This window comes from Neorhizobium sp. IRS_2294, from assembly GCF_050500145.1.
GTDB lineage: Bacteria > Pseudomonadota > Alphaproteobacteria > Rhizobiales > Rhizobiaceae > Neorhizobium > Neorhizobium soli.
Genome location: NZ_CP191440.1, coordinates 172,272 through 191,385 on the forward strand (window position 1 = coordinate 172,272; position 19,114 = coordinate 191,385).

Here is a 19,114-nt window from a genome sequence, read left to right on the forward strand (position 1 = left end):
CCGTGCTGCTTATCGGGACGTGCGGCCGGTCGGATCGAGGCTGTCGCGCAGCCAGTCTCCGAGAAGGTTGAGCCCGAGCACCGTGAGCAGGATCGCAAGACCCGGGAAGACGCTGACCCACCATGCAGTCTGCAGATAGGTTCGGCCATCGGCGAGCATGCCGCCCCAGCTTGGAATGGTGGGATCGACGCCGAGGCCGAGGAAGGTCAGGCTGCTTTCGAGCAGAATGTTGTTGGCGACATTGAGCGTCATCAGAACGATCACCGGTCCGATCAGGTTCGGCAGCAGGTGCTGGATGATGATGCGCCAGTCCTTCACCCCGATCGCGCGGGCCGAGAGGACGAACTCGCGCTCCCTCAGCGTCAGCACCGAGCCCCGTACCAGACGGGCATACTGCACCCATTGCGACACAATCAGAAGGATGATCGTGTTGGTCAGGCTTCCGCCGACGATGGCGATGAATGTGATAGCGAGCAGAATGAACGGCATCGCGAGCTGCAGGTCGGCAAAACGCATCACCAGCATGTCCCAGAAACCGCGGTAATAGCCGGCGATCAGGCCTACCAGCACGCCGAAGACGACGGCGCCGATGACGGAGGTGAAGCCGACCAGGAGCGAGATCTTTCCGCCGGCAACGACACGCGCCAGCACGTCGCGGCCCAGCGGATCGGTTCCGAACGGGTGAGCGGCGGTCGCAAAGGGTTTGGCGAGCCGCGCCATCAGGTCGATCTTGTCGGCGCCGCCCGGAAACAGCAGGTCGGAAAACAGCACTGCGAGGCAGATGACGACGGTGAGGGACATGCCGAGAACGAATTCGAGGCTTGCGAAGCGCCACCGGCTAGAGGTTTTTGTTGCCATTGCCGGTTACTCCGTGCGGATGCGGGGATCGACGAGGCCATAGGCGATGTCGACCAGAAGGTTGATGCCGACGATCATCAGCGACAGAACGGTGATGACGGCCTGAAGCACGGGAAAGTCGCGGGCGCCGACGGCGTCGAAGGCAAGCGTGCCCAGTCCCGGCCAGTTGAAGACACGCTCGATGACGACGATGCCGCCGAGCAGGCCACCGAACTGCAGGCCGAAATAGGTGATCAGCGGAATGGCGCAGTTGCGCAGCGCGTGCCTGTAGAGAACCTTGCTCTCGCTCAAGCCTTTGGCGCGCGCGACCATGATGTATTGCGACTGCAGCGTTTCCAGCATCGAGGTGCGGACAAGACGCACATTCGTCGCGGTCAGGATCACGCCCATGGTGACGGCGGGCATGACATAGCTCGAAAAGCCCGACATGCCGCTTGGCGGCAGCCAGCCGAGCGTGATGGAGAACAAGAGGACCAGCATGGTGGCGAGCCAGAAATTCGGAAACGACAGGCCGATCAGCGAGAAGATGCGGATGGCCTGGTCGGCAGCCTTGCCGCGCGAGGTGGCAGCCTTGATGCCGAGCGGGATTGAAAGCGCGATCGACACGAACATCGAGATAAAGGCGAGCAGCAGGGTCGCCGGCAGGGCATTGCCGATCAGCATCGAGACCGACGTGCCGCCGGAAAAGCTGCGGCCGAAATCGAGCGTGACCAGCCCCTTCATGAACGTCCAGTACTGGACGAGGAACGGCTGGTCGGTTCCGAGCGCTGCGCGAATGCGCGCCAGATCGTCTTCCGTCATGCTGCCGCCGCCCTGGAACATCGTGACGGCCGGATCACCGGTCAGGCGAATGGCGAACGAGACGATGAGCGTGATGGCGATGACGACGAAAATTGCCTGTAGCAATCGCTTGATGAGGAAACCGGCCACTGTGTTGTCCTTAAGGAGAAGTTCGGCCCCGCCCGGGTTGGCCCGGGCGGGGTGGCTTTTCAGATGACTATTCGACGGTGACGTCGGTCAGCTTCAGGCGGTTGTCCGGGGGCGCGATGAAGCCCTTGACCCGCTTGTTGATGCCGAAGATGGCGTTGCTGTTGTAGAGCGGCAGTTCGAGCGCGCGTTCCGACGCATAGGCGCCGACTTCCCGCAGGATCTTTTCGCGGGCCGCACGGTCGGTCAGCGGACGCTGCGATTCCAGCAGCTTGTCCAGCTTTTCGTCCTTATCGTACGGGTTCCACTTTTCGCCCGAGTGGTACATCGAATAGGCGGTGTTGTCGTAGTCGAACGTCCAGCCGCCCCACTTCTGCTGGAACATCGCGCCGGTCTTGCCCTGCGGGATGATGTCGTTCAGCAGAACGTTGGTTTCGTAAGGCTTGATGGTGGCGGTGATACCGACCATCGACAGGTAGCTCGAAATGACCTGCGCCACTTCGTTCATCGTCGCATCATTGCCGCGGATATCGATCTGCAGCGTCGCACCCGTCTTCACGCCGGCTTCGGCAAGCAGCTTCTTGGCACCGGCCGGATCGTAAGGGATTGCCTTGAGGTCCGGATCGAAGCCGAAGGAAAGCGCGCTCTGGAAGCTGGTGATCTCGGAGGCCTGGCCGGCGAGGATCGACTTGACGATCGTGGCGCGATCGACAGCCATGATGATCGCCTTGCGCACCTTTGGGTCGGCAGTGATGCCGTCGCGGGTGTTGAAGCGCAGCGCGTCGACAGTCGGGCCGGGAACGGAAACGATTTCCAGCTTGTTGTCGCCTTCGATGACCGGCAGCATGCCGATCGGAATGGTCGGCGGGATCACCAGATCGACGCGGCCAGCCTGCAGTTCGGCAACAGCGGTTGCTGGCTCAGCGATAAATCGGAACTGGAGTTCCGACAGTTTCGGCGCGCCGCCCCAATAGTCGGCATTGGCTTCGAGCTTGATGTCGACCTTGGGCTGGTAGGACACGAACTTGAACGCGCCCGTGCCGATCGGGTTGAGGTTGAAATTGTCCTCACCCTTTTCCTGGATGTATTTCGGCGGAACGATCATCGCGCCGTAACCGGCAAGCTTGGTCAGAAGAACCGGATCGGCAGCCTTGAGCTTCAGGTCAACCGTATAGTCGTCGATGACGTCGATGCTCTCGATCGAGATGTAGTTCGAACGCTGCGGACCCTTGGCACCCTGTTCGCCGAGAAGGCGCTCGAAGGTGAACTTGACGGCGGCTGCGTTGAAGGGCTCGCCGTTGTGGAACTTCACGTTCTGGCGCAGCTTGAAACGGATGCGCTTGCCTTCGTCGAGTTCTTCCCAGGATTCAGCCAGACCCGGAACCAGCTTCAGGTCCGGACCACGATAGGTCAGTCCGTCGAAGATGTTGGTGGCAACGGCTGCCCACTGCACGAGAAACGTATCGATCGGATCCCAGCTGCCCGGATCCTGCGGGCTCGAAATGGTCAGCTTTCCGGCAGCGAACGCAGGCGCCGACGCAAAGGCAGTCGAGAGCGCAAGCGCCACTGCGGTCGCCTTCAGTCCCCGTTTGATTGTTGTCATTGATCTGTTCCTCTTCAGATGGTTGCGATTGTGTCGCTGGTTTCAGGCGCTCTTCGCGACGAAGTGGCCTGGATTGATTTCCTCGTGCACGAGGATGGCGGGCTCGTCACCGACGCGCCTCACCGGATTGGGAATTTCGCCCTCGATCATCGCCGACTGGCGGGCAACGGTCGGATCGGCGACCGGTACCGCGGACAGAAGGCGACGGGTGTAATCGTGGGCAGGCGTCTCGAAAACCTGGCGTCGTGAGCCAAGTTCCATGATCTGGCCGAGAAACAGAACCGCGACGCGGTGGCTCATCTTCTCGACCACGGCCATGTCATGGCTGATGAACAGGTAGGCGAGACCGCGTTCGGCCTGCAGGTCCATGAACAGATTGATGATCTGTGCCTGGATCGACACGTCGAGCGCCGACAGCGCCTCGTCGGCAATGATCAGCTTCGGATCGGAGGCAAGCGCGCGGGCAATGCAGACGCGCTGCCGCTGGCCGCCGGAAAACTCGTGCGGATAGCGGGTCGCGACATCGGAAGTTAGGCCGACACGCTCCAGCAGTTCGTCGACGCGGCGGCGGACGGCCTTGGCATCGGAGATCAGGCTGTGGGTGTTGATCGGCTCTGCAATTGAGAAGCCGACGGTCTTGCGCGGATCGAGCGAGGCGAACGGGTCCTGGAAGATGTACTGGACATCCTGGCGCAGGCGGAAGCGTTCGGCAGCCGACATGGACGAGAAGGTTCGGCCGTTGAAGGCGATGTCGCCGGACATGGCAGACTGAAGCTGCTGGATCGTCCGGCCGATGGTCGACTTGCCCGAACCGCTTTCGCCAACCAGTGCCAGCGTCTCGCCGGGATGGATGTCGAAGCTCACCTTCTGCACGGCGCTCAAGCGATGGGTGGCCTTGCCGAACAGGTTTTTCTTGATGTCGAAGCGGACGTAGAGATCCTTGACCGACAGGAGCGGGGTTGCGCCATTCTTGACCGTGTCCTGGATACGCTCCTCGCCGACGACGGTTGGCTTGCCATCCTGCAAAATGGTCAGCGGCAGACGCTTGGGGAAAGCCTCTCCCGTCATGCTGCCGAGCTTCGGCACGGCGGAAAGCAGGGCCTGGGTATAGGGGTGCTGCGGGTTGGCGAAGATCTCGCGAACCGGGCCTTCCTCGACTTTCTTACCCTTCCACATGACGACGACATGGTCTGCCATTTCGGCAACGACGCCCATGTCATGGGTGATGAACACCATGCCCATGCCGAGGGTCTTCTGCAGATCGCGCATGATGTTGAGGATCTGCGCCTGGATGGTGACATCAAGCGCAGTCGTCGGCTCGTCGGCAATCAGCAGCTTCGGGCGGCAGGCAAGCGCCATCGCGATCATCACCCGCTGGCGCATGCCACCGGAAAGCTGATGCGGATAGCGGGTCAGAAGTTCTTCGGAATCGGGCAGGCGCACCATGTCGAGCAGCCGACCGGCTTCAGTCAGGGCCGCGCTCTTGCTCATCTTCTCGTGCAGGACAAGCACTTCGCAGATCTGGTCGCCGATGGTGAAGACCGGGTTGAGCGAGGTCATCGGCTCCTGAAAGATCATGGCGATCTCCTTGCCGCGGACCGAACGCATCTCTTTCTGGCTGGCTTGCAACAGGTCGCGGCCGTTGAACATGATGCGACCGGATGCATAATTTGCACCCATCATGTCGGCGAGACGCATGGTCGACAGCGAGGTCACCGACTTGCCCGAACCGGACTCGCCGACCACGGCAACGGTTTGCCCGGCCTCGACCGTAAACGACAGGTCGTCGACCACGCGGCTTGCGCCGAATTCGACGCTCAGGCCCTCGACCGACAGGAGCGGCTTGCTGTTTTCGGTCATGCTCATGTCCGCGTCTCCGTCGGGCTATTGGTTCCGGCATTGTCCGGGGCAATGCGGGCAATGACTGCGCCGGCAGTCTGGGAGGATCCGGCCTTTGCCAGTAGGCTGATGATACCGTTAACGGGTGCGGTGACGGCGGTTTCCATCTTCATCACGTCCATTATGGCAAGAACCTCGCCTTCACGGACGGCTGCGCCATCCTCGACATTCCATTGCACGAGCAGGCCTGGAACCGAGGCGCGAACAGCGCCGGCATCATTCTCGGCAGCGTCCGGTCCAGCGCTCGATGCCGTCGCAGGCATCTGGCCCAGCAGGCGAAGAAACGTATCGGGGATGCCGATCTCGACCCGTTTGCCGTCGATCTCGACATGGCCGCGCAAAAGCCCGCTGGCGGACGCCGGGGCAGGGCGCGCCGCGTCTTCGAGCGTCTCGGCGAAATCGGTCTCGATCCAGCGCGTGTGGACGCGGAAGTCCGCGCTCGAGAAATCCGCGTGGTCAACCACCGCACGGTGGAACGGCAGGACCGATGGCACGCCCTCGATCGTGAATTCGCTGAGCGCGCGGCGGGCACGGGCAATGGCCTGATCGCGCGTCGCACCCCAGACGACGAGCTTTGCAGCCAGCGAGTCGAACATCGGCGGAATGACCGAACCTGTCGTGACGCCGCTATCGAGACGTACGCCCGGCCCCGATGGCGCCGTGAAATTCGAGATTTCGCCGGCGGACGGCAGGAAGCCGCGGCCGGGGTCTTCCATGTTGATGCGGAATTCGATCGCGTGGCCGTGCGGTTCCGGCATGCTGGTAACGCTGATCGGCAGTCCCTCGGCAATGCGGAACTGTTCGATGACGAGGTCGAGACCGGTAGTCTCTTCGGTGACCGGATGTTCCACCTGCAGGCGGGTATTCACCTCGAGGAAGGAGATGACGCCATCGGCGCTGAGCAGGAATTCGACTGTGCCGGCACCGGTATAGCCGGCCTCCGCGCAGATATCACGCGAGGCGGCGTGGATCTTTTCGCGCTGCTCGTCCGAGAGGAACGGTGCGGGGGCTTCCTCGACAAGCTTCTGGTTGCGGCGCTGCAGCGAGCAATCGCGAGTGCCGACGACAACCACATTGCCGTGGCTGTCGGCCAGAACCTGAGCTTCGATATGCCTTGGGCGGTCCAGGAACTGCTCGACGTAGCACTCACCACGACCGAAGGCCGCGACCGCTTCGCGCGTAGCCGATGAGAACAGTTCTTCGACCTCATCGAGATCGCGCGCGATCTTCATTCCGCGTCCGCCACCGCCATGCGCCGCCTTGATGGCGATCGGCATGCCGAATTGGCGTGCGAAAGCTAAGGCCTCGGCAGGCGAGGTGATTGCGCCGTCGCTACCGGCAACCAGCGGCGCGCCGACCTTCTGCGCGATCGCGCGGGCCTGGAGCTTGTCGCCGAGCGCTTCGATCACGTGAGGGGCAGGGCCGATCCAGATCAGCCCGGCATCGATGACAGCCTTTGCGAATTCAGCGCGCTCGGAGAGAAAGCCATATCCCGGATGCACGGCGTCGGCGCCGGAGCGCTTTGCGACCACGATCAGCTTCTCGATGTCGAGGTAGGTTTCCCGGGCCGTGGCACCGTTCAGGGAATAGGCTTCGTCTGCCTGAGCCACGAACATCGCATCGGCATCGGCGTCCGCATAGACGGCAACCGAGGTCAGGCCGTAATCCTTGCAGGCCCGAATGATCCGCAACGCGATCTCGCCGCGGTTAGCTATCAGAACCTTCTTCATGGGTATTTTCCTAAGATGGACCGGGGAGCGAAGGCGCTGATCGCGTTGAAACGGATCTTCGCTCCGACAGGGATCTGGCCTGCGAGATCGAGTTGATGGCGGGCGACATTGGCAATGACCGGATAACCGCCGGTCAGCGGATGATCGGCAAGGAACAGGACCGGCTGACCGCTCGCCGGCACCTGAAGCGCCCCGCGCACGGTTGCCTCGCTCGGCAACTCTGCGTGGTTCTGGCGCTCCAGCGCTTCACCGGAAAGACGGATGCCGACCCGGCTCGATTGCGGCGTTACCGACCATTCCTGGGACAGGAATGTCTCGACGGCGCTTTGTGTGAACCAGTCGGTGCGCGGCCCCATCACTACGTCGAGAACGACGGTCTCCACAGTGTCCGGCATGTCGAACGCCGGTAGTTCTGGCGCAGCAACGGTCGATCCCAGCACCGGCGGGTGAATTCCGATAACGGCGCCCGCGCCAAGTGCCGCAGGGCCGATCTGCGCCAGGGTATCCGTCGCCGCGCTCCCGAGAACCGGCGTCACGTCAAAGCCGCCGCGCAGGGCCAGATAGGAGCGCATGCCGGCCGTCGGCTGTCCGAGCGAAACGATGTCGCCGTCATCGAGCGCGATCGCCTCACCATGCGCTGCCGTCAGCTTTTTGCCCGCGGTGGTGGCGATGGTGATCGGCGCCAGTGCACCCGTCACAGCCATCACGCCGCGGCCGCGCATGCGAAAACGGAAGCCGCCAAGGGAGATCTCCAGCGCCGGCGTGCCGACCGGATTGCCGACGAGGCGGTTGGCGGCCTTGAAACTGCTGCGATCGACTGCGCCAGATACGCTGATGCCCTGGTTTGCTTGGCCTGCGCGGCCGAGATCCTGAAACAGGACCGGCAGGCCGACGGCCAGAACCTCGATTGCGCAGTTTGAATAGCTTGCCGCAACCGGAGCAGTCGCAGTTTTCGCAGGGGCCGAAACTTCGTAGGCTTTGTCGGCCGCCATATCGCGAAAACGCACGCGACTTCCCGGCTGGAGAAGCGAGGCGGGTGCGCGATCGATATCGAACATGGCAAGCGGCGTCGTGCCGATCAGCTGCCAGCCGCCTGGGCTGGTCTTGGGATAGATGCCGCTGAATTCTCCGGCAAGGCCGACGGCGCCGGCTGGAACCCGTGTCCGGGGCGATTTGCGTCGGGGTACGTTAAGCCGCTGATCGCCGCCGGAGAGATAGGCGAAACCGGGCGCGAAACCGGTAAAGGCTGCGACATACTCACTTTCGCCGTGCAGGCGAATGACGTCCGCGACGCTCAGGCCGAGGATGCCAGCAACTTCGCCAAGATCCTCGCCATCGTAGCGAACCGGGATTTCGACGAGCGGGCCGGAAGCCGCCTTGCGCTCGCCCCCGGCGAGTGCAGCGACCGCATCCGTCAGGGCTTCGTTGGAGATCACGCCCGGATCGAAGGCAATCAGCAGCGTGCGGGCTGCCGGAATGATCTCGCGGATACCGTCGACTGGGTTGGTATCCAGCGCATCGAACAGCGCCAGCGCCTCACCGAGATCGGCCAATTCGACAAGAACACTGTCGTCGCGCACGGGCAGAAATCGCATGGATGTATCACGAGGCATGGACGGGGAAGCGATATGCATGCGGGTTATACAGCCGGCGCGAACGGTTGGACGGCATGGCCGGATTCTTCCAGAAGCGCGCGCAGCCGCTGCGCGATCGCGACTGCGCCTGGACTGTCGCCATGCACGCAGATGGACTGCGCATCGATCTTCGTCATCGTTCCGTCGATGGCCTCGATCACACCGTCGCGGACCATGCGCAGCATTCGCTGGGCCACGAGTTCGGGATCATGCAGGACCGAGCCTTTTTCGCGGCGGGAGACAAGGTTGCCTTCCGGCGTGTAGGCGCGATCGGCAAAGGCCTCGGCAACAACGGTCAGGCCGGCAGTACGGGCCTGCTCAACCAGCTGTGAACCGGCCAGCGCCATCAGCACCAGCGAAGGATCGATGGCCCGGATTGCGGCGATCACATCGGCTGCCTGCCGCGCGTCGATGGCGATCGTATTGTAGAGCGCGCCATGCGGCTTCACATAGGTAACGCGGGTGCCGGCAGCCTTGGCCAGGCCCTGCAAGGCGCCGATCTGATAGATCACGTCGCCAATCAGTTCTTCGCTCGAAGGATCCATGTTGCGACGGCCAAAGCCTGCCAGATCGCGATAGCCGACATGCGCACCAATCGCCACGCCACGTTCTGCGGCGGCCTTCACTGTCTTGAGAATCCCTGCCGGATCGCCGGCGTGGAAACCACAGGCGACGTTGGCGCTGCTCACCACGTCGAGCATGGCGGAATCGTCACCCATCTTCCAGGCGCCGAAGCTCTCGCCCAAGTCACTGTTGATGTCGATGGTCAGCATACTGTCCGCGCGCCCTCATCCTCGTTGACTAGACGCTAACAAAGGCGAACAATGCTGTCCAGAGTGTTGAACAATTTTTATATGTTGCTCTACAGTTAGGCAAATGCGCAATAATGATGCGTCACCCGCGTTTTGCACGGTTTAGTGGACCATGCGGGTTCGAGTTCGGCTCATTTCGCTTGTGACGGGGTTCGAAGCACTTTACCGAAAATTGAGACGAGATCCGGAGCGAGGGGCAAAGGCTTGGCTGAACGCAAACTGCAAGGCGCTGATAAAGGCGTGCTTTCTGTTCCAGACGGCAACGGTCCAGTGATTGCGCGTCCGGGCGAGCCGGTGCAGACGCTTGCCGAAAGCGTTGCCAGTCGTATCCGCGAACAGGTTATCTCCGGCAGGCTTACTCCCGGCAGCCATCTTTCAGAATTGACTCTCAGCGACGAGATGCAGGTATCACGCAACACGTTGCGCGAAGTATTCCGCATTCTGACCAAGGAAGGGCTGCTGCGATACGAAGCCAACCGGGGCGTTTTCGTTTCGACGCCCAGCATGGCAACGATCATCGATATCTACCGCGTCCGGCGGGTCATCGAATGCTCGGCAATTGCCAATGCGCATCCGCGCCATCCGGGCGTTGCGAAAATGCGGGCGGCCGTCCAGGCGGCGGCACTCTCGCGGGAGACGAAGGACTGGTTGAGCGTCGGTACTGCCGATATCGCATTCCATTCCGCCGTCGTCGAACTCGCGGACAGTTCACGCCTCTCGGCCTTCTACGCACAGATATCGCTGGAACTGCGGCTCGTCTTCGGCCTACTGCGCGATCCGGAGCTGCTGCATGGTCCGTTCATCGACCAGAACCTCGAGATCCTCACCGAACTGGAAGCGGGTCGCGCGCAGGAAGCATCCATCATGCTCGAGGCCTACCTTCTGCGCGCCGAACGGCTCATTCTGGGCGCCTATGCGCGCGTGACGAAGTAACGCTTTAGTCTTCGAATTCGACCATCACGCCGGGCTTCACCATGCTGGCCAGTTCCTCGGCGTCCCAGTTCGTGAGACGCACACAACCGTGCGAGCCCGCCTTATCGATCAGCGACGGCTCCGGCGTTCCGTGAATGCCATAGGTCGGCTCCGACAGATCGATCCAGACCGTTCCGACAGGATTGTTGGCACCGCTCGGGAGTGTGAGCTTGGACTTGTTTTGTCCCTGCTGGAAGTTGATTTTCGGATTGTATTCATAGGTCGGGTTACGGGCGACGCCGTTGACTTTATGCTTGCCGGAGGGCGACGGATTATCCTCGCTCCCGATCGTGGCCGGATAAACCGCGATGATAGCATCCTGATCGTCGTAAGCGACCAGCTGTCCTTCCTTGCGGCGAGCTTCTATCCGTTTGACGACGCCGGCCCGGGGCGCACCGATGTTGGCAACCAAGATGGTTTCCCCGGCCTCAAATTTCGCCGATGGGTTCAGCGCATGCACGAGGTCCACGTCCATATGGAACCGCTCGGCGAGCTTTTCAGCGACGCTGGTAAAGCCAAGATGCTCCATCTTGGCCTGTTCGGCATAGTCCTTCGGAATCTCGGCGACGATGTCTGCAGCATCATCGGGATCGATCTGGTATGGACCGATGACATGCTGATCGTCTGCCAGACGCGTGACCACTTCGGGGTCGACTTTTCCGTCGACGGGAAGGCTCTGGAGCGCTTCGAAACCCGCGACAGCCTTGCGAACATTGTTTCCGTCCAGGCCGTCGATCACGCCCGGGGAAGCGCCGGCGCGATCGAGGAGAACCTGAAGGTGAATGATCGCGGGATCCGGGGCAGGCTTCTCCTGCTGCTGGACGGGCTCTGGCGGAACAGCCGCAATATTCGCGTTGTTGACCGCCTCAGCGGTCAATTCCTGCGCTTGCGCGGCTCCGAATGTGATTGAGGATAGAAGCGAGACGAGCAGGATTTTGTTTTTCATGGCGTTAGAAGGCGTGAGTCCGACCGAAGTTCCGTCCATTTAGAAATTCTGGTCGGGCAAGCGGCTTGGACAGCCACAGAACGCGCCAGCCGTTATCCTGACGACGGGTTTACAGCCCGCGAATATCGAGCCGTCCCGACTTCTGCATGTCTTCGAACCAGCGCTTTTCGGCGGCCCAGGCATGACCGTCCCAGCCTTCGAACGAAAAGCCCGCCAGGATCACAGGCGGTGCATCTTCCGGGCGATTGAGGAGGGTTTCGAACGCATAGACAAAGCCCGAGCTCAAGGCTGCGTCCGGCGCCGCGCCACGTGCCTCCAGCTCCTGTCGGGCCTGATCGTGAACGGATTGCTCGATATAGCGCACGCGTTTTCCGATGCCCTCCAGCAACGACGTCAGCTCCAAGGCGCCGCATTCGTCGCCGGGATCCGAACTCGGCGGAAAAACCAAGGTAATCAGTGCGGCTTTTCGCATCGCGGGGCGATTGGTGAACTCCGGGTCGGCCAGCCATTCGGTCGCCTGTCCGCCGCGGCTGACGAGAACCAGTTCGGAGATCTCCGTCCCCGAGACGTCCATGAACCCAGCGGTATTGTTAAAGCGCGTGACCCAGTCACAGCGATCCGTCATCTGCCCGGCATCGACGAAGTCAGGGCAGTTGCCGATGATCGCGATATGGCTTTCGTCTCGGATGTTTGTCTCGTCCTTCAAGATCTTGCCTTTCCAGACTTGGCTATTGCCTGCCGGTAGAGCGCCATGGTCTCGCGACCGAGATAGGGTCTATCGAAACGGCCGGCTGCCAGCACGGCGCGATGATGCAGTTTTTCACGCAACTGTGGCGACTGGATAAGGGATCGCAAGGAGGCTGCAATGTCCTGGGGAAGTGTTCGTTCCGCGAGCAGCCCGGCTCCGGTCGCTCCGATGAATTCCCGCGCGCTCGGATCTTCAGCCGATGCGACCACGGGCCGCCCGAACGCAATCGCCTCCTGGTAAACCAGTCCGAAGCTTTCGTATCGCGACGGTGCCGCAACGATATGAGCCTGACGATAGAGGTCGTGCAGCATTTCGTCGGGTTGGCGGCCTAGGGCGGTTACCCGTTCGCGCGCATGAGCGCTCATCTGCGACGGCAGATCGACGGACGGCACGCCGAGCAGATTGACGTGAAACGGAGGAAGTGTTCCGGAAGCGACTTCGGCGGCCAGAAGCTCTACCGCGCCCATCAGCTCTGCAAAACCCTTGCGCTGTTCCGCACGTCCGACGAACAGGATTCTGACAGGTTCCTCTCCAGCCGGGTAGGGCGATGACTGTGCCGTCTTCAGCAATTCAGGCGGCAGCGAGAGACCGATCGTCCGATGCGGTATTTGGCTATCGATCTTATAGAGGTCGACGATCCGTCGACCGTGTTCGTCCGTGTTGGAGATCAGCCCGGCGCTCGACCCCGCCTGCTTCTTTTCCAGCAAGTCCGCAGCAGCCGCGTCCAGCTTGTCGCGAACCGGCAGCTCAGCCATCCTGCTCCAGGCAGCGGGCGTCGAATTGCGCGTCACAAGCGCAAATCCGTGCCGACCCGTCAGCAAACTCGCTGGCGCGTACCAGTTGGTTGCTTCCACCACGTCGAAGGGCTTTGCCGCATGATCACGCAAAACGGCCTGCCGGAACCGCAGCGGTGCGGCGGCGTGACCGATCGCAGCCCATTTGCGCAGGCGGCCGATACGGGATTGATCCGGGATATCACAACCGACGACGCGAACGCCGTCTATGTCCTGAGCTCCCGAGCGATCGAGCGTAAAGACAGTCACGTCGCAGCCCTCGCCAGAGAGCGCCATAGCGATCTCCCTGGCCGCCGTCGAAAGTCCGCTTGGAGACGGCGGGTAGTCCCAGGCGAGAAGCGCTGTCCGCATCACGACTTCAGCATCCTATTGTATATCTCGATATAGTCCCGCGCCATGCGGTCTGCGGTAAAGCGCTCCTCGAACCGGGCGCGGATGCGGCGGCGATCGAGGCTTCCCACCTTGTTGACCGCTTCGACTGCCTGCGCTTCGTTCTCGACGATAAAGCCGGTGACACCGTCTTCCACCACTTCGGAGACCGAACCCTTGTTCCACGCAATCACGGGCGTGCCGCAGGCCATGGCCTCGATCATGACCAGACCGAACGGTTCCGGCCAGTCGATTGGAAACAGCAGCGCTGTCGCACCGCGGAGCAGCTCGCTCTTGGCCGCATCACCGACCGGGCCGACATACTCGACACCATCGCCAAGCTTCGGCCGGACATAGGTGTCGAAATAGAGAGGATTGCCGACGTCAACCGTACCGGCGAGCTTGATGGGGTGACCGCACTCGACCGCAACGTCGATTGCCTTGTCCGGCCGCTTCTGGTCGGTCATGCGCCCGATGAAGGCGAGATAGGAACCGGGCTCAAAGGAGGGCTCGAAGCGGTCTCCGTCGACGCCGTGAAGGACGACGCCGGCGCGGTTGGCTTCTGGGATCCCACGTTGCTGGGACGCTGAAATGGCCGCGACCGGCAGGTCGGGGAAGGCATTGAAGAACAGCTTCCGGTCAAGCTCGTCGACGCGCCAATGGATCGTTGTCAGCGATTTCGAGCGCTGATCGCCCAGCAGGGTCGCGTGAAAGAACTCGCCGTGGAAATGCAGGATGTCGAACTCGGCGAGCCGCTGGAGAACCTCATCCAACGTCACGCTTTCGAGCACTGCCGGTATCGAAGGCGGCACGGTGCCGTGTTCGCTCTCCAGAAACTGCAAGCTCGGCAGGGACCCGATACGGGTGACCGGCGTGGTGCTATCGGATGCCGCAAACAGGGTAACCTCACAACCCTGGCGTTGCATCGCTACGCAGAGGTCGTGGATCACACGCTCCGTTCCGCCATGATCGCGGGGAGGAACGGGGAAGATACTTGGTGCAACCTGCGCAACCCTTATCGGCTTCGGGAGTTCCGGTGCGCATTCTAGCATTTTGTATCCTTGTTGCTCAGAAAGGTTGTGTATGTTCGTTCTTCATGTCGCACTTCAAGGGTGTCTGCGCGGAAATAATGTCGAGTATGGGCTAACGGCCGATACCGGCGGGCATATCCGCTACTTGATGGATCTTGTCAGCGCTTGTGAAGCCTCTGACACCGCCTCCAAAATAATGATCGCAACGCGCGCCTTTCACGGCCACGGCGAGGACTATCAGCGGCCTTCCGAGGTCGTGAGCCCCCAGATTTCGATTGTACGGTTGCGTACCAATCGCCCCGATTATGTCAGCAAAGAGGATATGCATGCGGAGGTTGCATCCTTCAGCGACGCGCTGATCGCGCACCTTCGCGAACATGGGCTTCCTGACATTGTCCATGCGCATTACGCCGACGCTGCGGTCGTCGCTGCGCGGATCAAAACGGAGTTGGGCATTCCTTTCGTTTTCACGGGGCATTCGCTCGGCAGGGTGAAAATTGCGGCCATGCCGGAAATCGCATCGGACGCATCCATGACGCATCGTCTTGCGGCGGAAGAATGCGCGCTTGAACAGGCGTCCCTGATCATTGCGTCCTCGCGCGACGAGGCTGAGCTGCAGTACAAGGGGTATGACAACTACGACGCCGGCAAAATCCGCGTGCTTCCGCCCGGCAGCGACCTTGATGCTTTTCAGGGCGCCCAGTCATCGGAAACTGTCGAGGTCCAGCTCGCCCGTTTCCTCGCTGAACCGGAAAAGCCTGTCTTGCTTGCCATCGCGCGCCCGGTCACCAAAAAGAACCTGATCGGGCTTGTACGGGCCTACGGAAAATCGCCAGCGCTCCAGGAAGCTGCGAACCTTGTGATCCTCGCCGGCAACCGCTGCGAAATCGACGAGCTCGAACCGGATCTCGCGGACAACCTGCGCGAAATCCTTCATCTCGTCGATACCTACGATCTGTACGGCAAGATCGCCTATCCGAAGATGCATCGACCGGATTTGGTGCCAGCCTATTATGCCTATGCTCGCGACCGCGGTGGCATTTTCGTCAATCCGGCACTCAACGAACCGTTCGGATTGACGCTCCTGGAAGCCTCGGCCGTTGGTCTGCCTTTGATCGCGACTGACAGCGGCGGCCCCAATGATATCGTCGAGACCTGCGGCAACGGTGTCTTGATAGACCCGCGCGACGAGGACGGTCTTGCTTCCGCAGCGCTGAAAATCCTGGGCTGCTCCGAAACGTGGCAGACTTACTCCAAGGCCGGCGAACGTGCTGTCGCCTGTTATGACTGGGCGCGACATACCGAACGGTATCACGGCCTGCTCTCGGAGCTGATCGACAAGCCCGCAGCCAAGACGGAAAAGCCCTCGCAGCTACTGATCAGCGACATCGACAACACTCTGGTGGGATCGGTTCCGCATCTGCATGCCTTTGGCAATTGGCGGCGACAGCAGAGTGGATTGTCTTTCGGGGTCGCGACCGGTCGTTCCTTCCACAGCGCCATGGCCATTCTCGAACAGGAGGATGTGCCGAGGCCGGAAGTCATGATCACCTCGGTCGGATCCGAGATATATCACCTTAGCGAGAACGGCGTCTCCTACGAGTATGACCGGAATTGGGCCGAGCGCATCGCCGAGAACTGGGACCGAAGCGGCATCGAGAGAGTTCTGCGCAAGGCAGGCTTCCTCACCCCGCAGGCGTCGCTCGAACAGCGCGATTTCAAGCTCAGCTATTTCAGTGACGGCTCGAGCGGCGTCGTGGCACGCATCAAGGAACTGCTGGAAAAGGCCGGTTTGCGCGCGTCGGTGATCCACAGCCATCGACGGTACCTCGACGTCCTGCCGCTCAAGGCATCGAAAGGGACGGCCGTTGACTACGTCCGTCGTGGTGCTGGACTGTCTGAAAACATGGTGTTCGTCGCCGGCGATTCCGGCAACGATATCGAGATGCTTCAGGCCATCCCGCAGTCGATCATCGTCGCCAACTACTCGGATGGACTGGCCACGCTTCCTGCACTCAGCCATTCCTATATCGCCTCAGAAACCCATGCGGCAGGCATCATCGAAGGCGTTCTCCACTTCCGCAGACAGGCGGAGGCTGAATGTCTCTCAGTGTCCTGACCCTGGTTCGTGGCCGCGAGCGACATCTCGCCAACCTGATGCGCAGCCTTGGGGAGCAGTCGTGCCTTCCCACGGAACTCGTGATCGCCTGGATGCAGCCGGAGCCTTTCGAGGATCTGCCGAGCCTGCGGTTTCCGGTCAAGCACGTGTTCGTCGAGGGAGAGGACTTGCCTCTTGCCAAGGCGCGGAACGCGGCGGCAACCGCGGCTTCGGGGGATACACTCATGTTTCTCGACGTTGACTGCATCGCGTCGCCAACGGTTGTTGAATCCTACTCTGCCGCCTTGAACGAGCATGACGGGATCTGTCTGAGCGAAGTTCTGTATCTGCCTGCAGAAGTGAACGATTTCCGGGGAGACTACGGTGTGCTCGACGAGCTCGGCAAACCGCATGTCTCCAAGCCCCGGTTTCCTGAATTCGGCCGTGTCGAGCAGGAACCGGATGGCGGCCAGCTTTGGGGCCTGTCCTTCGCGCTGCGAAAAAGCACGTGGCAAGCGATCGGCGGTATGGATGAGCGCTTCGTCGGTTATGGCGGAGAAGAAACCGACTTCGCCGCATCGGCAGAGCAGGCCGGAGTAAAGACCTACCGGGTGGGTGGCGCGCGCGTCTACCACCAGCATCACCCGGTCCTCATACCGCCTCTGCACAACTTCGACCCGATCCTTCGCAATGCCCGCCTCTTTCAGGAAAAGCATGGCCGCTGGTGCATGGGCTACTGGCTTGGCCAGTTCCGAGAGGCGGGGCTGATCCAATGGGAGGAGGATGGCGATGCGCTGGACGTCCTGCGCTTTCCGGACCCGACTGAAATTGAGGCCGCGCGACAGCCCGGTACCGTTCTGTATTCATAGGAATTATCGAGTATGAAAAAGCCAATCGCGTTTTTCGCCCATCATCAGGGCCGCGGACATGCCAACCGGATCATGGCCATTGCCGAGCATTTCAGCCAGGACAGGCAGGTCTCTGTTCTGACGGCCGGGCCGGACTATTTCGAGTCCGTAAGCTCAAGCGTCGAAGTCGTCGCGTTGCCGAACATGATCGGCGAAATGGTCCCGACCGCGCGGCTGTTCGATGAGCCTACACCATCTGTCATGCACTGCGTTCCCTTGGGCCTGCCGTCGATGCGGAAAACGATGCGCACCATCGTCGAGCATCTCGACGACCGCGATATTGGTCTGTTTGTCGTGGACGTGTCGTCGGAGATCGGAATGTTGGGTCGGATCTGCTCCACCCCAACAGTTCAGATGCGCCTCCACGGCGACCGCAACGACGTCGGTCATATCGGATCCTACGAAGCGATGGTCGGCATTCTGGCGCCGTTCGACGAGCGTATGGAGCAGCAGGACTATCCGCGCCATCTTCGCGACAAGACGTTCTATACGGGTGGTCTTTGCACCACCCGCGATCAGGTTCTGTCCCGTGCAGAGGCACGCCAGAGACTTGGGCTGCCCTCGGATCAGAAGATCGTGCTGGTCATGACAGGTGGCGGCGGCAGCGGCACGCCCTATGCGCCGCTGACGATTGCCGCACGGGCCGTCCCGGATGCGCTGTGGCTCGTCGCCGGTCCTGTTCTGCGGGAAGGCCATGAGACGGATTTCCCCAATTTGAAGGAACTCGGCTGGGTCGACAACGTCACGGACCATATCGCAGCGGCCGATATCGTTGTGGCCTCCGCTGGCGACAACACGGTTCATGAGATTGCGCGTGCGGCCCGGAAATTCGTGGTGATGCCCGAATGGCGGTATTTTTCCGAACAGCATCGCAAGGCATCCGAGCTCGTCCGACTTGGTGCAGCGGTTTCCGCTCCATACTGGCCGGGAGATTACGAGGGATGGCGGGGGCTTCTGCAGCGTGCCGAAGAGCTCGACACGGAAGCACTTGCAACTCTGCACGAGCCGGCCGCTGCGGCCAGGGCCGCAAACTGGCTGGAAGAGCTCTGCGACCAGCTCTGGATGGGTGATGCGCGGCGTATTGCAAGCCCGTTGCTCAAGGTCGTCTGATCATGGTCACGTTGACGACCGTCCTGCGCTCCGGGGGGCGCTACGAGCCGATCTGGGTGGAACGCCTTGCCCGCGGGGCGAGGCGGCATATTGCGGGCCTTGATCGCATCGTCTGTATCACGGATTTCGATGAGGCAATGGACGGTGTCGAGACCGTCAAATTTCGCCACGACTGGCCGAAGTGGTGGTCGAAATTCGAGGCTTTCCGTCCCGAGCTCTCCGACGATGTCAACATACTCTGCGACCTGGACACGATCTTCATGTCCTCGGCCAGCGAGCTTGCATCAAAAGGCGATGCCGTTGTGATGGAGGATCATTTCCTGAAGTCTCGAGCGTCGACCGCGTTGATGCGCTGGAACAAAGACGATTTCTCGTTTCTGTACGAGCGGTTCAAACGCGATCCGGATCACTGGATTGCGCCGGGCAGTTGCGGAACCGTTCCCAACTCCGTGCACGGCGACCAGGTCGTGGTCGACCATTTCTTACGCGACCAGCAACCGTTCCCGGGCTTCATCCAAAACGAGTATCCTGATCTACTCGATTTCTACGATCCGGTTCGCAAGAACAGCGGACCGGTACTGATCTTCATTGGGGATTCCAAGCCCGACAACGCGACGGCCGACGTCAAGGACGCATGGCTGAACAGCTAGCACTGTCGGGAAGTGCTAGCTGCTG

General features: G+C 61.4%; 16 protein-coding genes. 5 read left to right on the forward strand and 11 right to left on the reverse strand.

Annotated elements, in window-relative coordinates; all coding sequences use genetic code 11:
- Positions 1 to 9: 9 nt before the first annotated feature.
- The 7 genes from ACQY1K_RS18095 to ACQY1K_RS18125 all read right to left on the reverse strand — a co-directional run bounded on the left by ACQY1K_RS18095 (position 10) and on the right by ACQY1K_RS18125 (position 9,424).
- Positions 10 to 858 (reverse strand): ABC transporter permease, encoded by an 849-nt coding sequence (locus tag ACQY1K_RS18095; RefSeq protein WP_062459423.1) that lies wholly within the window; start codon positions 856 to 858, stop codon positions 10 to 12.
- Positions 859 to 864: 6 nt separating this feature from the next.
- On the reverse strand, positions 865 to 1,788 hold the full coding sequence (locus tag ACQY1K_RS18100) for an ABC transporter permease (RefSeq protein ID WP_430260047.1): 924 nt from the start codon (positions 1,786 to 1,788) through the stop codon (positions 865 to 867).
- 67 nt (positions 1,789 to 1,855) lie between these two features.
- Positions 1,856 to 3,388 (reverse strand): ABC transporter substrate-binding protein, encoded by a 1,533-nt coding sequence (locus ACQY1K_RS18105; RefSeq protein ID WP_430249715.1) that lies wholly within the window; start codon positions 3,386 to 3,388, stop codon positions 1,856 to 1,858.
- Positions 3,389 to 3,430: 42 nt separating this feature from the next.
- A complete protein-coding gene (locus ACQY1K_RS18110; RefSeq protein ID WP_430260583.1) occupies positions 3,431 to 5,248 on the reverse strand; it encodes a dipeptide ABC transporter ATP-binding protein in 1,818 nt (605 codons plus the stop codon).
- Positions 5,249 to 5,250: 2 nt separating this feature from the next.
- Complete coding sequence (locus ACQY1K_RS18115) at positions 5,251 to 7,017, reverse strand: acetyl/propionyl/methylcrotonyl-CoA carboxylase subunit alpha (protein WP_430260049.1); 1,767 nt, start codon at positions 7,015 to 7,017, stop codon at positions 5,251 to 5,253.
- A complete protein-coding gene (locus ACQY1K_RS18120; protein ID WP_430260051.1) occupies positions 7,014 to 8,612 on the reverse strand; it encodes a 5-oxoprolinase/urea amidolyase family protein in 1,599 nt (532 codons plus the stop codon). The genes ACQY1K_RS18115 and ACQY1K_RS18120 overlap by 4 nt, the downstream gene beginning before the upstream one ends.
- A 44-nt stretch (positions 8,613 to 8,656) precedes the next feature.
- Complete coding sequence (locus ACQY1K_RS18125) at positions 8,657 to 9,424, reverse strand: LamB/YcsF family protein (RefSeq protein ID WP_430260053.1); 768 nt, start codon at positions 9,422 to 9,424, stop codon at positions 8,657 to 8,659.
- 309 nt (positions 9,425 to 9,733) lie between these two features.
- On the opposite strand from ACQY1K_RS18125, the gene ACQY1K_RS18130 reads away from it, so the two are divergent.
- A complete protein-coding gene (locus ACQY1K_RS18130; protein ID WP_430260585.1) occupies positions 9,734 to 10,396 on the forward strand; it encodes a GntR family transcriptional regulator in 663 nt (220 codons plus the stop codon).
- 4 nt (positions 10,397 to 10,400) lie between these two features.
- Here the strand turns inward: ACQY1K_RS18130 and ACQY1K_RS18135 are convergent, their stop codons facing one another.
- The 4 genes from ACQY1K_RS18135 to ACQY1K_RS18150 form a co-directional block, all read right to left on the reverse strand.
- A complete protein-coding gene (locus ACQY1K_RS18135) occupies positions 10,401 to 11,381 on the reverse strand; it encodes a L,D-transpeptidase family protein (RefSeq protein ID WP_430260054.1) in 981 nt (326 codons plus the stop codon).
- A gap of 109 nt (positions 11,382 to 11,490) precedes the next feature.
- The gene (locus ACQY1K_RS18140; RefSeq protein WP_430260055.1) at positions 11,491 to 12,087 is read right to left on the reverse strand and encodes a hypothetical protein; all 597 of its coding nucleotides are present in this window, start codon (positions 12,085 to 12,087) and stop codon (positions 11,491 to 11,493) included.
- A complete protein-coding gene (locus ACQY1K_RS18145) occupies positions 12,084 to 13,274 on the reverse strand; it encodes a glycosyltransferase family 4 protein (protein WP_430260587.1) in 1,191 nt (396 codons plus the stop codon). Before ACQY1K_RS18145 ends, ACQY1K_RS18140 begins: the two co-directional genes overlap by 4 nt.
- Positions 13,274 to 14,344, reverse strand: coding sequence for a glycosyltransferase family 4 protein (locus tag ACQY1K_RS18150; protein ID WP_430260056.1), 1,071 nt, complete (start codon positions 14,342 to 14,344; stop codon positions 13,274 to 13,276). The genes ACQY1K_RS18145 and ACQY1K_RS18150 overlap by 1 nt, the downstream gene beginning before the upstream one ends.
- A gap of 31 nt (positions 14,345 to 14,375) precedes the next feature.
- Here ACQY1K_RS18150 and ACQY1K_RS18155 point away from each other — a divergent pair, with 31 nt between their 5' ends.
- The 4 genes from ACQY1K_RS18155 to ACQY1K_RS18170 are packed head-to-tail and all read left to right on the forward strand — an operon-like array spanning position 14,376 to position 19,089.
- The gene (locus ACQY1K_RS18155) at positions 14,376 to 16,442 is read left to right on the forward strand and encodes an HAD-IIB family hydrolase (RefSeq protein ID WP_430260057.1); all 2,067 of its coding nucleotides are present in this window, start codon (positions 14,376 to 14,378) and stop codon (positions 16,440 to 16,442) included.
- Complete coding sequence (locus ACQY1K_RS18160; RefSeq protein WP_430260058.1) at positions 16,424 to 17,290, forward strand: galactosyltransferase-related protein; 867 nt, start codon at positions 16,424 to 16,426, stop codon at positions 17,288 to 17,290. The genes ACQY1K_RS18155 and ACQY1K_RS18160 overlap by 19 nt, the downstream gene beginning before the upstream one ends.
- A 12-nt stretch (positions 17,291 to 17,302) precedes the next feature.
- Entirely contained in the window at positions 17,303 to 18,439 is a 1,137-nt protein-coding gene (locus tag ACQY1K_RS18165; RefSeq protein WP_174197647.1) for a glycosyltransferase, read from the forward strand.
- Between the two features lie 2 nt (positions 18,440 to 18,441).
- Positions 18,442 to 19,089: a hypothetical protein gene (locus ACQY1K_RS18170; RefSeq protein ID WP_092663211.1), complete on the forward strand. Its 648-nt coding sequence runs from the start codon at positions 18,442 to 18,444 to the stop codon at positions 19,087 to 19,089.
- Positions 19,090 to 19,114: the final 25 nt, after the last annotated feature.

Excerpts from the sequence above, each read along its gene's own strand:
- ACQY1K_RS18095 (WP_062459423.1), bottom strand. The coding sequence starts at position 858 with ATGGCAACAAAAACCTCTAGCCGGTGGCGCTTCGCAAGCCTCGAATTC.
- ACQY1K_RS18105 (WP_430249715.1), bottom strand. The coding sequence starts at position 3,388 with ATGACAACAATCAAACGGGGACTGAAGGCGACCGCAGTGGCGCTTGCG.
- ACQY1K_RS18110 (WP_430260583.1), bottom strand. The coding sequence starts at position 5,248 with ATGACCGAAAACAGCAAGCCGCTCCTGTCGGTCGAGGGCCTGAGCGTC.
- ACQY1K_RS18115 (WP_430260049.1), bottom strand. The coding sequence starts at position 7,017 with ATGAAGAAGGTTCTGATAGCTAACCGCGGCGAGATCGCGTTGCGGATC.
- ACQY1K_RS18120 (WP_430260051.1), bottom strand. The coding sequence starts at position 8,612 with ATGCGATTTCTGCCCGTGCGCGACGACAGTGTTCTTGTCGAATTGGCC.
- ACQY1K_RS18125 (WP_430260053.1), bottom strand. The coding sequence starts at position 9,424 with ATGCTGACCATCGACATCAACAGTGACTTGGGCGAGAGCTTCGGCGCC.
- ACQY1K_RS18135 (WP_430260054.1), bottom strand. The coding sequence starts at position 11,381 with ATGAAAAACAAAATCCTGCTCGTCTCGCTTCTATCCTCAATCACATTC.
- ACQY1K_RS18145 (WP_430260587.1), bottom strand. The coding sequence starts at position 13,274 with ATGCGGACAGCGCTTCTCGCCTGGGACTACCCGCCGTCTCCAAGCGGA.
- ACQY1K_RS18150 (WP_430260056.1), bottom strand. The coding sequence starts at position 14,344 with ATGCTAGAATGCGCACCGGAACTCCCGAAGCCGATAAGGGTTGCGCAG.
- ACQY1K_RS18155 (WP_430260057.1), top strand. The coding sequence starts at position 14,376 with ATGTTCGTTCTTCATGTCGCACTTCAAGGGTGTCTGCGCGGAAATAAT.
- ACQY1K_RS18160 (WP_430260058.1), top strand. The coding sequence starts at position 16,424 with ATGTCTCTCAGTGTCCTGACCCTGGTTCGTGGCCGCGAGCGACATCTC.
- ACQY1K_RS18165 (WP_174197647.1), top strand. The coding sequence starts at position 17,303 with ATGAAAAAGCCAATCGCGTTTTTCGCCCATCATCAGGGCCGCGGACAT.
- ACQY1K_RS18170 (WP_092663211.1), top strand. The coding sequence starts at position 18,442 with ATGGTCACGTTGACGACCGTCCTGCGCTCCGGGGGGCGCTACGAGCCG.